Here is a 12,052-nt window from a genome sequence, read left to right on the forward strand (position 1 = left end):
TTTTATTATGGCACAAACGTCTAAGTATTTGTGTACCAAATACTAGGATAGGAGCAGTTTTTCCCGAATGTATAAATAATTTTAGAAGAGACTACAATTTGCCGTAAAATTTAAAAAAGAATGTTAACAAGGTGAAAGCGCCATTATTATGTAGTATAATTAAAAACACTTTTATATAGATAATAAAAAATCTGGATAACCAAAATTTTACAAACTATAATTATCGAAAAAAACAATTTCTTTGGTTTTTAGAATGTTGTTTAGCTTTTAAAGTGTTTCTTTTAAGTGTACCCAGGTGGTACACTTTTTTAGTTGTGTTATACTAAGAAAAACATGTGTACCATTTGGATGTACCAAGGAGGATGTAGGAAATGAAAGTTGGATATGCACGGGTGAGTACCACTGAACAGAACTTAGATCGCCAATTAGACGCACTTAAAAAAGCTGGGGTGCAAAAAATCTTTGCCGAAAAAATTTCGGGGAAGAATGCAGACCGACCACAATTGAAGTCTATGTTGGAATATATTCATGATCAAGATGAGATTGTTGTCTTGAGTTTGGATCGTTTAGGACGAAGTTCGCGAGATTTAACGGATATTATTGAAGAAGTGCGACATAAGGGAGCTGTGCTAAATATTTTGGACTTACCAAGTTTTGCAGGAGTTGAAGACCAAAACCTGAAAGCTTTGTTATCCAATTTGGTATTGGAGATCTACAAATATACGGCTGAAGAAGAACGGCGCAAGATTCGCGAACGCCAACGGCAGGGAATTGAGCTGGCTAAACAACGTGGCGCTTATAAAGGCGCTGTCCGTTTGTATGCACCAGATTCACCTGACCGCCGGAAACGTTATCTGTATCATCAGATAGTGCAAATGCTGCAGCAAAATCCACCAGTGCCGATTGCACAGATTGCTAGAACAATTGGGACTTCAAGGTCACAGATTTATCGGATTAAGAAGTTTTCCAACCTTTGATCGAGTAAAAGTGATGCTACATATATTATGGTGGTTGAAAAGAGTTGTTGATGTACTAAATTGGAGTTAGCATAAGAAAGAGTAAAGAAGAACTAGCTGCAGCTTATTTTTTAATATTAGAAAGAAAAGATACAAACGACTTCTCACAAGGACAATTTCAAGATGAACGTCAAAAGCTTTTCAATATTCAGCATAATAGTGAACTAACAGATTAAGAGAAATGGCGTGCAACGGATAAAGTTAAGGGACTACCACTAGGGTCCACTGAAAAACAAGCTTTAGCTGAACAGCAGATTGAACACGATAAAAAGATCAGAGATCAAGCAAGACAAGAAGCACTTGCTGAACTCCGAAAGGGTTTGGAAATAATGCCTAAAACTATTAGAGAACTTGCTAACGAATTTGGTGTATCAAAACAAGCCATTAGGAAAAAACTAGATGCAAACTTTAGAGCAAACTATGTGCAAACAGTTCCTAGGAACGGAGTACAAACCTTAGTTGTCAGTAACTCAGGATATTTGCTGTTAAAACAACATTTTGGTGGTAACAACCAGGAACTTGGAAAGGAAACATTTACTAGTAACACTGGTAACATAAGTATAAATACAATAGAATTGCTCAACCAGCAATTATTAACCAAGGATAACCAAATTAAAGAAAAAGATGAACAAATAAAATTAATGCAAAAATTATTGGATCAGTCACAACAATTGCAATTGATGGCTGAAAAGAAAATTGAAAAATTTGAGGCTATTCCTTCTGAAAAATATTCGGTTGATAAAAATATTAATGCTAATGATATAGAGAACAAAAGTTTGAAGTCTCGCTGGTGGCATTTTTGGAAATAATGGAGATTAGACATATGATAAATGATAATGACAAAAAAATAGACTATCTAAAATACACGTTAGATAAGCAACTTAATTGGATTCAAAAATCAGATACTAAAGCATCTATTTTTTTATCTGCTACGGGTGTGTTAATCACTTTATTAATGAACTCTAAAATAATTACAATATTCAATAATACTGCTAAATATCTCCATAATCGCGATTCAATTCTGTTATCCTTTTTCGTAATTCTTTTATCCATAAGTTTATGCTTCATTATTATTGGTGGAGTATTTTTGTTTCTTTCTATTATCCCTGATCTAAAAAGTTCTTCCCATCAAAAATCACATATCTATTTTGGAGATATTGATACAAGTGGGTTAACTGAATTGCAGCAATTTTTTAAAGAAGATACTAACATCTTAGATGATTTACTTAATCAAATATTTGTAAATGCACAAATTGCAAATAAAAAAATGAAAAAGTGTAATTTAGGTATTAAGTTAGCCTGCTTAGGCTTTTGTTTTATATTTATACTCTTTGTTACTTCATTAATAGGTCTATCTATACAATAAAGGAATTTAAGAAGGAAAATATTACATTTATGTCAGATAATGTTGTAAAAATAACACAAAAAGATTTTAATTTAGATAAAGCAATCACTCATATTAAGGAAGTGTTATTTGAAAGTAATACTTTTGATACAGTGGACAATTGGTCTGATTTAAATAATCTAACATTTAAAAATGGTAGATATATAGAAAATACTGCTTTATTTGTAGACATTAGAAAATCGTCAAAATTTGTTTCTTCCACTGATAGTAGAATCGTTGCTAGATTATACAGGTCATACATAAGTGAAGTTATTATGATTTTAAGAAGCCATTCTTGCTGCAAAGAAATAAATATCGTTGGAGATTGCATTTCTGCAATATTCACAGAAAATAAAAAACAATCTCAGGATAACTATAATAACGATAGATCTGACGTTATTGAAGCATTGCTTTCTGCATCTATGATCCAACCAACAATAGAAATAATTAATACCTTATTTTCCAAGAAATATGATTCTTATGAAAATATTAAAATAGGTATTGGAATAGCATCAGGAAAAGCTCTTATAGTAAAAGCAGGAGAAAGCGGAAGCGGTATAAACAAGCCTATATTTTTAGGTGAAAACATAAATTTAGCCGCTCATTTATGTGATAAGGCAAATACTTCACACTTTTCAAAGGTATTAGTAAATGAATTTGTTAAAGAACATTCTAAAAAATATGAAACTAGTTCTTCAAATGAGCCATTTTCAAATTGGTTAAATAAAGAATCTGAAAAAATTGACGATCAATTTTGCTACGGTGGTGCCTTTTATAGAGTAGCTATTCATGATCGTTTGGAGGAACTATCTGACGAATAAAAGGTATTGATCGTTCAGTACAAATCAGCAATCTATTCGACATTACCTTAGATAGTTTGATTAAGGGAGATGATTCACTAAAAAAAAGCATAGCTATTACCAAAAACGCAAGGGCACAAACTAATGTCTGGGAATTTATGCGCAGTACTAAACTGTCTTGATAATGCGCCAATTGAAAGCTTCTTTCATCTTCTTAAAACAGAATGTCTTAATGGATTTCCACAGTGTAAAGATATTGGAGAATTCAAGGAAATCACAAAGAATTACGTCGATTGGTTTAACAATCGACGAATATCACAGAAAACAAAAGTCATGACTCCCTGCGAATACAGGGAACATGCCTTAGCAGTTTAAAAATATTCAATTTTGTCTAACTTTTGTGTTGCACTTTAAACCGCAGAATGTTTGACGACTTTTTTTATATTTTAGAGGAGGATCTGAATTTGTTTGAATGTGTGAATGTATTTAAATCAATTAAATCAAGTTAGCTACTTGCATTAAGATTGGCACAACAATTACGAACAAGACAGTTGATGTTGTAACAAGGTTAGTAGCGTAGTCAACATCACCATGTGATTGATCAACTAGAATAGGTAGGACAGCTAAACCAGGAGCAGCTGATTGAATGATGAATGAGTTTGATTCGATAGTTGGTAATGAAGTACCCATCATTGAACCACCAATAAGAATAATGCTAATCATGATTGCAGGAGCAACCACAAATCTACCTAATAGAGCTAGGATTGTATCACGGTCGAATCTGATTGATTTCAAACCTGCATCGGCTAAGATAATACCGATGTAGATCAATGACATTGGTGTAACGATACCACCGACCATGTCCAAAGTCTTGTTGATCCAGTCAGGAACTGGGATAGCAAGTAGTAAGAAAACAAGTGATACTAAGAAACCAACAAGTGGAGCAGGAAGTAATTTTTTCCAGTTAAAGTCTTTCTTAGCACCCTTTTCAACGGTTGGATCATCACTTGAGATGAAGAAGATACCAACAGCCCAAGTTGAAATTGTATTCATAACATAGTAGATAAGGAAGTAAGGTAAACTCTTAGTTCCAAATAAAGCCATGTTTAGAGGTAAACCGATAAAGATGGTATTAGCATTAACGAATATGTTAATGAAAGTACCACGACGGCCCTTTCTAATACGGAAGACCTTTGTTAAGATCCATGCAATGATGTAACCAATCGTGAAACTGGCGAAGGTAAAGATCAGTCCGCCGGACAAACTTGCTAATTTATCTCTGTTCAAATATTTAAGAACAGAGACGAAGATTGAAGCAGGTAAAGCAATTTTCATAATGATAAATGAAATATTGCCTTTAAATTCGTCACCTAAACGTCCTGATCCTCTTAGCCAATACCCCAAAGCAATGACAAGAACGATTTCAGCAACACTTTCAAGTGAAGTGATAAATGCAGCCATGAATAAATTCCCCTTTATTTAACAAAAATTTTAATTAATATTTAGGTTCCCACTTAAGATCAGCAACTGCTTTTTTAGCGTCTGTAGCAGTTGTTAATTTTTCGTCAATAGCTTGTTGAGCAACACCATTGGCAACAGTCATACTGAACTTGTCTAGTTGTGAAACTGGAGGAAGAACAGCAGCACCAGGTTGTGTAGGATCAACGATACCACCCAATGAGTGAGCAGCTTTGTTGATCATGCCATCTGAAAGAATCTTAGCATTAACAGCCATAGAACCAAGACCAAGACCTGGGTAAACTAAAGCGTTATTTGCTTGACCGATATGATATGTAACACCATTGTATTCAACGGGTTCAACAGGAATACCAGTAGCAATAAGAGCCTTGCCATCAGTCCATTTCAAAAGGTCTTCAGCCTTAGCTTCAGCAAGCTTTGTAGGATTTGACAATGGGAAGATAATTGGACGTTCTGTATGAGCGGCCATTTCCTTGATAACAGCTTCTGTAAAGGTACCAGGTTGTGTTGAAGTACCAACAAGAATAGTAGGGTGAACAGCTTTAACAACAGCTTCTAAGTTTGTTAATTCATCAGCATTAGCAAATTCACTACGTTTTCTTGTAAATGGCTTTTGTTCTGGTGTTAAATCTTCAGTATCATCGAACAAAAGACCTTGTTTGTCGACTAGGTAGAAATGTTTTCTAGCTTCATCTTCAGAAAGTCCTTCTTCAACCATTGCATCGAAGATTCTCTTAGTAATACCAGCACCGGCAGTACCAGCACCAAATGATAGATAAACTTGATCTGTAAGTTTTTCCTTGGAAATATTCAAAGCACCAAGAATACCAGCAAGAGTAATAATACCTGTACCTTGAATGTCATCATTGAAGGTAAGAATATTATCTTTGTACTTATTTAAGATGTTAGCAGCATTGCTACGGCCAAAGTCTTCAAAGTGAAGATACATATCAGGGAATAAGTTTTCAGCAGTTTCAACAAATTTGTCAACGAAGTTGTAGTACTTGTCGCCAGTAACACGTTCGTGATGATTACCCATGTATAGATCATCAGCTAATAATTCTTTTCTGTTTGTACCTACATCAAGGACAACAGGAAGAACTGATTTAGGATCAACACCAGCAGCAGCTGTGTAAACCATTAATTTACCAACAGAGATGTCAACACCTTGAACACCCCAGTCACCAATACCAAGGATACCCTCACCATCAGTAACAACGATTAACTTGATATCGCGACCAGCAGATGCATTCTTCAATGATGCTTCAATATCATCTTGATCATCGATTGATAAGAAAGCGGCATTTTGTGGATCTAAGAAGAGGTGACTGTAGTTTTCAATTGTGTCAGCGATTGTTGGATCATAAACAACTGGCATAAATTCATTAACATGTTGACTGAATAACTTGTAGAATAAAGTAACATTTTCATTGAAAAGATCCATCAAATACATTCTCTTAGCCAAGAATGTATCCTTATTAGAATAGTTTTCATAAGCTTGTTCGACTTGTTGATCCAAAGTTTGCACGAATGGTGGCAACAAACCTTCGATGTGATTTTCTTTTCTTTCTTCCTTAGTAAAGGCAGTACCTTTATTTAAGAAGTGATTGTTTAATAGATCTAAACCCTCATATTTCATAAAATGATTCCTCCTAATTTAATTTTCTAACCATAATCACATTATAATAAAAAGTATGATTTGTTATATCAATATATATAAACATAATTTTCATATATTGAATTTATAGAAAATATTAACTTAGCATATTTTTTTTTATATATTGTTTTCTTAACTAACTTTTAAGGAGTATCATAGACCATAATAAAAAATATAGTCAAATATATTAACTTGGTAGATTGCAAATTTAATCCGAATTTTTTGACAAATTGGTCAGCATGACCTGATAAGGTGTTTGCCAGTCAAGTATTTTAAGTGGTCTCTGATTAATTTCGAGTAAGGTGGTTTTCAAGCCTTGAGCACTAATGTGCTCAAAATAGGTCCCCTTAGGATAAAAATAGCGTAAGTTCCGATTAAATCGTTCATTACTGCCGCGCTCAGCTGGCGTATAAGCATGGCAGTAATAGGTCTTAATACCGTATTGTGCTTCAAGTGATACTAGACCGCTAAACTTAGTGCCACGGTCCACCGTAAAACTATGCACCGGGCCATTAAAAGTTGCTAGAAACTTATTTAGGGCTTCATTAACAGTCGCTGTCGTCCGGTTTTTTAATCGGTAGGCCCAAAGGAAACGTGATTTGCGATCGATTAAGGTTAATAAAACTGCCTTACTATGCCCACGAGGACCAACGACTGTATCTAGTTCAAAATCGCCGATGCGATTACGTTGATTAATCATCATGGGACGCTGTTCAATTGATCGCCCCAAAGATTGATTATATTTAGAACGTTGGTCAACGTTACGCCGTTGGCGCACGCCATGTTCAGGCAAATCATTTAAAGAAAACTCAATTTTCCCTTGATTTAACCAATTATAAATTGATTTAGTCGCTAGTTTAAATTCGTGAGCTATCATTTCTGGTGACCAACTTAGCCGTAAATGGTTTAAAATTATTTGCCTTAATTTGTCATTCAATTTAGTCTTTCGGCCACATCGTGACCGCTTGTATTCGGCATCTGTTTGTGCTAATTCAGCCTGATAAGGTTCACATCGAGCTAATTCATAAGAAATTGTGGCAGGTGATCGTTTTAGGCGATCGCTCATTTGGATATTGGACAGGCCTAGTTCACAAAAGGTTTCGATTTTAATTCGTTCGGAATAGGTTATACTAGACAAAAGATCAGCTCCTAAAAGATGGGTTTGTGGTAAACACCATTTTAAAGGAAGCTGATCTTTTTTGTCCGAACAGCGTTCGGATTAATTTTACAATCTACCAATAGACAAAATTTAATTAACGGGGAGGTATATGATGTCTCAACAGATTGTACTGCCAATTAAAGACTCTAACGTCTTAAAAATGGTACAAGACACCTTATTAGATAGTTTTCGGGCGGGTCGCCGTAACTACACTATCTTTCAAGTCGGCAAGGCCACCTTGCTGCGGGTGAGTGATGTGATGACGTTAAAGAAATCCGATGTCTATAATCCAGATGGCTCTGTTAAACACACGGCCTTTATTCATGATAAAAAGACCGGTAAAGCAAATACACTATATTTAAAGCCCGTGCAACAAGACTTGTTGCAATATCATGATTGGCTGGTCCAAGAAAACATCAATTCGGATTGGTTATTTCCTTCAACGGCCCATTCAGACCGTCATATCACTGAGAAACAATTTTATAAGGTGATGGCACGAGTTGGTGATCTATTAGGCATTAATTATCTAGGGACCCATACGATGCGCAAAACCGGTGCTTATCGCGTCTACACGCAATCAAATTATAATATTGGCTTAGTCATGAATCTGCTCAATCATTCCAGTGAGGCGATGACTTTAGCTTATTTAGGCTTAGACCAGGCTAGTACCGAAACGATGCTGGATCAAATTGATTTTGGATAATTTTTATTATTCTAAATTTTTCAAGATTAGTCTACCCTCAAGCAACATTTTGTGCATCAAATTTTCTCCCTTTTCATTATGAAATGTTGTTCCATACTCAGACATAAGTTTAGAAACAGAATTAAATTGAGCCCTTTTTATTTCTTGTTCTTTACTTTCGTCATAAATAGAATAATAAAACACCAAGGTAACGTCATTATCATAAATAGAATAATAATCAAAAATCGATTGAAAATATGAGTAATCAGCTGGAGCAAGTGAATGACCATAGAAAACTATATTTTTAACATTTTGGGGTAATAATTTATCTCGTTTTTCACTTGCTAGAGTCATGATGCGGTAAGTTTTTGTAAATCTAAATATTGGACTATTAGGGCCTATACTTTTGGAATCAATCCCAATTATTGGATGATCTTCAAGTCTTCCATGTATATTTTGCGTTATATTACATGAGGAGTCGTTTGTACAGGGAGTTGTATAGTTAAAGGACAACAAATTATAGCATTCATTATGCGATAATTCTTTTAATAACTGTTGACTCTTTTCTTTATACTTTTCATCTTGTAGTGCTATTAAATAATCATTGAAGCTTTTTTCAAATTTATTTAATTCGTCAAATAGAAAGTCGTAAAGATATCTTTCGGAATGTTTTTCAATATCATACTTTAAATTATTTAACAAAACAAATAATAAAACCAATGTTTCGTGGTCTGCTGTGAAATTTTCTTTCAACTCATCAAATTCTTCAACAAATGACTTTTCAATAGATAATCTGGGTCTTAAATATTTAAACCTAACTATCATATCTAAAGATTTTTCAAGATCGAGTTCAGGATGTGTTTTATGACTGTTTATCGTTAATAGGTTGTTTAGAAAGTATTCTACATCTGCCCAGTTATTAAGTTTTTCTTTGTGAAAATAAAAATAAAAATCCCAAAAAGAAATATTATTATCATTAAAATTAATTTTAATGTTATCGTTCAAGTTTCCAAAATTTCTTGAAAAACCAGCGATATATAAAACATCAGCTTGTAAAATTTCTGTATTCGTACTTGGGTCATTAAATTCTGCATTCATTTTGCCTAATGTTTTAACCATATCAACTTTGCTATTATAATAATCTTCAAACTTAGATTTCAAATCGCATTTCAAATCAAATCCATTTCCTATAACCAATAATCGTGATACTACATTCTGAGTCACAAAAAGACTTCTTTCTATAATTAAGAATAGAGAAATTATTCTCTTCACTTATAATATAAAGAACTAATTAGCGCTGAGACATATTAATTTTTCAAAATATATTTTGAAGATCTTCCCTTGCCAATAAGTTTTACCCGATGACTTTTCTTCAATTCACTAAGAGCTCGTTTAATTGTTATATCACTGTATTGCGGAATCAAGGCCGTGAGCTCACTTCTAGACAAAGGTTTTAATTCTTGTGTCAATGTTTTAAGAATTAAATCCGCCGCAGATACTGGTTTGTCTTGTACTAGGTTGAGCCGATCATTAAGATTGCGGTATGCTTGCAAAATGACGCCCAAGAAATAATCTAAAAAGGGCGCGTAGTCGTTCTGGTTATTTTGCCAATTTAAAGAACTCTGTTTGAGAACTTCATAATAGGACTGCTTAGTTTTCTCAATTAGGTTTTCCAGGCTAATATACTTTCCAACGTTAAGTTGTGCTTGGTACATTGTTAGCAGCATTAACAGTCTCGACATACGGCCGTTACCATCACGAAACGGGTGAATCGAAACAAAATCAAAGATAAAGGCGCCCAATAAAATTAGTGGTGAAAAAGTTTGCTGATCGACTGCTAAATTATAATTGATACAAAGTTCCTGAACCAATTTCGGAGTTAAATACGCTGCTGGTGGTTGGAAACGGACTTCCTGCCTACCGTCCGCATATTTGGTAATGATTTGATTATCAGAATCTTTGAATTGACCACCCCAGGTGCTGTTGGTGTAACCAAACAAACGTTTATGCAGCGTTAAAATTGAACTGCTGTTAATCGGAATATATGCATATTGTTCATGAATTAAAGCCAATACGTCCCGATAACCCGCAATTTCTGCCTCACTGCGATTACGCGGCCTAGTTTTTTGATGAACCAATTGTTTTAAACGAGTGTTACTAGTATAAATTCCCTCAATACGATTAGAAGCATCAGTACTCTGGACTTTAGCAACATTAACCAAGTGATCTAAGGCTTCTTTATAGGTGATTGGCGTAGCCGATAAACGTCCTTTAAATTCATAAATTTGGTTTAATTTGTCATTCATTGAAGCAGTTATGTCTAAATTGTTTAAAGCTTTATAATCAAATTTTTTCAGGATCATCTCACTCCTTTCGGTATCATTCTACGCCATTTGATACCGAAATCATATAAATGATACTGATAAAGTAAATAATATCTTTAATGGCATTGATTATAATCAAGCTAGTTAGCTTGCGCTGTTTGCGCAAAACTCGGTCTGAAGGGCTCCTGCTGAAGGCATACTTATGATGCAAAATCATTCGGCCGACAGCCCCCGTCTGGCATGCGGGTTGCTTGCCAAATTAAAATAACCCCCAACATCTATAATTTAAATGTTGGGGGTTATTTGTATGCTTATATTCTTTATAGTCCTCACTGTGTGTGCCAATCGCTACTAGATAAAACTGATCTAGTATTTGTGCATACACCAACAAATGATCGCCATTATGGCATCGAAATATAATTCCAGAACTTTAAATTTTACATCTTGTCGTGGAACACGCTTTTTAAGCTGTTGTATCACTTTCTTAGGCAAATTCAGTGGGTGGCATAGAAATATTCTAGAATGCTCTTATCTGTTAAAAAACAGTCAATTATGTAATTCCAAGGAGACCGTGCCTCGGTATCGAAAGGTACCTTTCGATTAAAAATTGGCTGCCATCTGGGATTCTTCACAACTTTATATTACCGTTTAGACTGAGTGGTTGGAGTTATTTTACTCATTTAACAACTGCTCCAAGTCTTGCTTATTGGTCGCGCTCTTTAACTCTGTAGTCCCTGCAAGGTCGTCTGCCACCTCAGTTAATGACCTGGCAACCTGATTGTTTGGGAAACCATAATATTATGGTTTCCCATTGTTAGCCACGGTTGTCACAACTACCCGCATGAATTCGGACATAGTTAACCCATGTTGAGCCAGTTGTTCCTGGGCCTTTTTCTTAATTACTGGGTCGATTCTAGTGTTAATTCTGGAACTAGTTGCTGTGTTAGTCATTATCATCAGTCCTTTTTTTAAAACTGTACGCCATTTGTCACACAAAGTAAAAAAGGAGTGTTCTTATGCAACAAATTGTTCTACCAATCAAAGATTCGAATGTTCTCAAAGAGGTTCAAGATGCCTTACTAGATAGCTTCAAAGCTGGTTGTCGTAACTATAGATTTTTATAAGTAATCATAATTACCAATAACCCTTCAAAAACATCACAAAAATGACCTCTAATATCTATAAGTTAGATGTTGTAGGCTATTTTACAAGTATTGTAATTATCAGTCAGTATTTGTAGATGGAAAATTAAGATTTAATCATTATCTTTTGATTTATTCACTTTAAGAGAGAATATAAAATAATTCATTTGGCAGTTATAGTTAGTTGTTCTAAGTCGACTTTAAAATTCGTCTATGAGTGTTTTAGAGGAGTTACATTCATTGCCATTACTAAAAGGGCAGCAAACTCAAACTCACAGCTTTTAAAGGATCATGCTAATTGAATCAATACTCAAAAGCTAGTATAATGTGAGTAGTTAATGAAAGAGGCGAGGCAATCATGGCAGTTAAGGAAAAGAAACGGGTACAAGTCCAGATTGACAAAGACTTG

At 34.5% G+C, this 12,052-nt stretch carries 12 protein-coding genes and 1 pseudogene; 7 read left to right on the forward strand and 6 right to left on the reverse strand.

Translation table 11 applies throughout. The features are described 5' to 3' along the window. Positions 1-371 precede the first annotated feature (371 nt). The 6 genes and pseudogenes from FD46_RS00735 to FD46_RS00755 all read left to right on the forward strand — a co-directional run bounded on the left by FD46_RS00735 (position 372) and on the right by FD46_RS00755 (position 3,575). Entirely contained in the window at positions 372-977 is a 606-nt protein-coding gene (locus FD46_RS00735) for a recombinase family protein (protein ID WP_057895292.1), read from the forward strand. 119 nt (positions 978-1,096) lie between these two features. Next, positions 1,097-1,336: pseudogene (locus FD46_RS10480) on the forward strand (replication initiation protein); the annotation flags it as partial. Between the two features lie 9 nt (positions 1,337-1,345). Beyond that, the gene (locus FD46_RS00740; RefSeq protein WP_057884664.1) at positions 1,346-1,825 is read left to right on the forward strand and encodes a helix-turn-helix domain-containing protein; all 480 of its coding nucleotides are present in this window, start codon (positions 1,346-1,348) and stop codon (positions 1,823-1,825) included. Positions 1,826-1,839: 14 nt separating this feature from the next. Next, positions 1,840-2,382, forward strand: a complete 543-nt coding sequence (locus FD46_RS00745) for a Pycsar system effector family protein (RefSeq protein WP_157047061.1) — start codon at positions 1,840-1,842, stop codon at positions 2,380-2,382. A gap of 29 nt (positions 2,383-2,411) precedes the next feature. Beyond that, positions 2,412-3,221, forward strand: coding sequence for an adenylate/guanylate cyclase domain-containing protein (locus tag FD46_RS00750; protein ID WP_057895294.1), 810 nt, complete (start codon positions 2,412-2,414; stop codon positions 3,219-3,221). A 123-nt stretch (positions 3,222-3,344) separates the two neighbouring features. Further along, a complete protein-coding gene (locus FD46_RS00755; protein WP_057895295.1) occupies positions 3,345-3,575 on the forward strand; it encodes an IS3 family transposase in 231 nt (76 codons plus the stop codon). Between the two features lie 120 nt (positions 3,576-3,695). On the opposite strand, the gene FD46_RS00760 is transcribed toward FD46_RS00755, so the two are convergent. From FD46_RS00760 to FD46_RS00770, 3 genes are all read right to left on the reverse strand, one after another. Further along, the gene (locus FD46_RS00760; RefSeq protein ID WP_003691075.1) at positions 3,696-4,661 is read right to left on the reverse strand and encodes an AEC family transporter; all 966 of its coding nucleotides are present in this window, start codon (positions 4,659-4,661) and stop codon (positions 3,696-3,698) included. 34 nt (positions 4,662-4,695) lie between these two features. Next, positions 4,696-6,318 carry a malolactic enzyme gene (locus FD46_RS00765; RefSeq protein WP_003561621.1) on the reverse strand — a complete coding sequence of 541 codons (1,623 nt, stop codon included), beginning with the start codon at positions 6,316-6,318 and terminating at the stop codon, positions 4,696-4,698. Positions 6,319-6,544: 226 nt separating this feature from the next. After that, positions 6,545-7,474, reverse strand: coding sequence for an IS30 family transposase (locus tag FD46_RS00770; protein ID WP_057895296.1), 930 nt, complete (start codon positions 7,472-7,474; stop codon positions 6,545-6,547). A 133-nt stretch (positions 7,475-7,607) separates the two neighbouring features. Between FD46_RS00770 and FD46_RS00775 the strand changes: the two genes are divergently transcribed. Beyond that, positions 7,608-8,198: a site-specific integrase gene (locus FD46_RS00775; protein WP_056992254.1), complete on the forward strand. Its 591-nt coding sequence runs from the start codon at positions 7,608-7,610 to the stop codon at positions 8,196-8,198. A gap of 6 nt (positions 8,199-8,204) precedes the next feature. Here FD46_RS00775 and FD46_RS00780 read toward each other — a convergent pair whose 3' ends face one another. The 3 genes from FD46_RS00780 to FD46_RS10485 form a co-directional block, all read right to left on the reverse strand. Continuing rightward, the gene (locus FD46_RS00780; RefSeq protein ID WP_056992252.1) at positions 8,205-9,401 is read right to left on the reverse strand and encodes an AbiH family protein; all 1,197 of its coding nucleotides are present in this window, start codon (positions 9,399-9,401) and stop codon (positions 8,205-8,207) included. Positions 9,402-9,484: 83 nt separating this feature from the next. Further along, complete coding sequence (locus FD46_RS00785; RefSeq protein ID WP_057738854.1) at positions 9,485-10,540, reverse strand: Fic family protein; 1,056 nt, start codon at positions 10,538-10,540, stop codon at positions 9,485-9,487. A 759-nt stretch (positions 10,541-11,299) separates the two neighbouring features. Continuing rightward, positions 11,300-11,452: a type II toxin-antitoxin system RelB/DinJ family antitoxin gene (locus tag FD46_RS10485; protein WP_235805518.1), complete on the reverse strand. Its 153-nt coding sequence runs from the start codon at positions 11,450-11,452 to the stop codon at positions 11,300-11,302. Positions 11,453-12,052 lie beyond the last annotated feature (600 nt).

This window comes from Liquorilactobacillus oeni DSM 19972 (assembly GCF_001436275.1).
Classification (GTDB): Bacteria; Bacillota; Bacilli; order Lactobacillales; family Lactobacillaceae; genus Liquorilactobacillus; species Liquorilactobacillus oeni.

Excerpts from the sequence above, each read along its gene's own strand:
- FD46_RS00735 (WP_057895292.1), top strand. The coding sequence starts at position 372 with ATGAAAGTTGGATATGCACGGGTGAGTACCACTGAACAGAACTTAGAT.
- FD46_RS00740 (WP_057884664.1), top strand. The coding sequence starts at position 1,346 with ATGCCTAAAACTATTAGAGAACTTGCTAACGAATTTGGTGTATCAAAA.
- FD46_RS00745 (WP_157047061.1), top strand. The coding sequence starts at position 1,840 with ATGATAAATGATAATGACAAAAAAATAGACTATCTAAAATACACGTTA.
- FD46_RS00750 (WP_057895294.1), top strand. The coding sequence starts at position 2,412 with ATGTCAGATAATGTTGTAAAAATAACACAAAAAGATTTTAATTTAGAT.
- FD46_RS00755 (WP_057895295.1), top strand. The coding sequence starts at position 3,345 with ATGTCTGGGAATTTATGCGCAGTACTAAACTGTCTTGATAATGCGCCA.
- FD46_RS00760 (WP_003691075.1), bottom strand. The coding sequence starts at position 4,661 with ATGGCTGCATTTATCACTTCACTTGAAAGTGTTGCTGAAATCGTTCTT.
- FD46_RS00765 (WP_003561621.1), bottom strand. The coding sequence starts at position 6,318 with ATGAAATATGAGGGTTTAGATCTATTAAACAATCACTTCTTAAATAAA.
- FD46_RS00775 (WP_056992254.1), top strand. The coding sequence starts at position 7,608 with ATGTCTCAACAGATTGTACTGCCAATTAAAGACTCTAACGTCTTAAAA.
- FD46_RS00785 (WP_057738854.1), bottom strand. The coding sequence starts at position 10,540 with ATGATCCTGAAAAAATTTGATTATAAAGCTTTAAACAATTTAGACATA.
- FD46_RS10485 (WP_235805518.1), bottom strand. The coding sequence starts at position 11,452 with ATGACTAACACAGCAACTAGTTCCAGAATTAACACTAGAATCGACCCA.